The sequence below is a fragment of the Pseudomonas sp. KCJK8993 genome (genome assembly GCF_046230915.1).
GTDB classification, from domain to species: Bacteria; Pseudomonadota; Gammaproteobacteria; order Pseudomonadales; family Pseudomonadaceae; genus Aquipseudomonas; species Aquipseudomonas piscis.
This window is the reverse complement of record NZ_JBJJLO010000244.1, coordinates 1-1,181: the sequence shown is the minus strand read 5'-3', so window position 1 is coordinate 1,181 and position 1,181 is coordinate 1. Positions and strand designations below refer to the sequence as shown.

The 1,181-nt window shown below is 58.9% G+C and carries 1 protein-coding gene; it reads left to right on the top strand.

From position 1 onward, the window contains the following. The first annotated feature begins 187 nt into the window (after positions 1-187). The gene (locus ACK6AU_RS31965) at positions 188-1,162 is read left to right on the top strand and encodes an IS110 family transposase (protein WP_409303762.1); all 975 of its coding nucleotides are present in this window, start codon (positions 188-190) and stop codon (positions 1,160-1,162) included. Positions 1,163-1,181 lie beyond the last annotated feature (19 nt).

Genomic DNA, 1,181 nt, shown 5'->3' with positions numbered 1-1,181 from the left:
GGAAGAGGGATGAAGCCGGGCAGCGGCTAAGGCCTTGAGCCTGCACTGTAGATTGAGCTCCTCCTCTTCAGCCTCACTCGCTAAGTCCGAACGGTATCCTGAGCCCTGCATCGCACGGTAGCTCGCATCAACAAGGCTGAGACCGAGTGATGGATGATCCTCAACCCGCGCATACGAGGAAGAGAATATGTCTAACGTCATCGGGGTCGATATCGCCAAGAACACATTTGATGTCGCCACACCTCTGCCCAACGGCAAGTACCGTACACGCGGCAAGATTCCCAACAATGCCGAGGGCTTCGCCCAGCTCGACCAGTGGCTCAAGTTGCATGCGCAACCCAACGCCAGGGTCGTCATGGAAGCCACCAGCGTTTATCACGAAGCCCTGGCAGAGCACCTCTACCACCAGGGTTACGAAGTCATCGTGGTCAACCCGGCCCGGGTCCATTACTTCAAGAAAAGTGAAGGAATCAACTACAAGACCGACAAGGTAGACGCCAAGTTGCTGGCCGCCTTTGCCCAGGCCAAGCACGAGTCACCCTTGACGCCCTGGGCGCCGGAGCCTGTGGCAATCCGCCGGCTACGGGTCCTGCTGCGACGCCTGGGCGACCTGCAGGAGATGCTGCAGATGGAACGTAATCGCCAGGAAGTGGCGGATACGGTGGTTCAGGAATCGATCCAGTCGCACATCAGCCACATCGAAAAAGACATCGTCCAGACCCGCCAGATGATCAAGCAGCATGTCGACGATGATCCCGACTTGCGGGGCAAACGGGATCTGCTGTTGAGCATCGACGGTATCGGCGAGAAGACCGCGTCAGTGATCCTGGCCGAACTGGGCGATCTCAAGGAGTTTCGTAGCGCCCGGGCCGTGGTCTCGTTTGCGGGGTTGAATCCGCAGCTGGCCGAATCCGGCAAATTCAAGGGCCGCACGCTGATCAGCAAGGCCGGTTCGGGGCGTATCCGCCGAGCGTTGTACCTGCCCAGCATCACCGCCATGAACATGAGTGAGCCCCTCATGGCGATGAAAGAGCGGCTGCGCGCCAAGGGTAAAGCGGGCAAGCAGATCGTCTGTGCGGTGATGCGCAAGATGCTGCATATCGTGTTTGGCGTGCTCAAATCGGGCCGTCCTTATGACCCGAAATTGGCGCTTGCCCGGTAACGGGCAAGACGGTATCTAC

What these genes read in the sequence shown, in the direction of transcription:
- ACK6AU_RS31965 (WP_409303762.1), top strand. Translation starts at nt 188, where the DNA reads ATGTCTAACGTCATCGGGGTCGATATCGCCAAGAACACATTTGATGTC.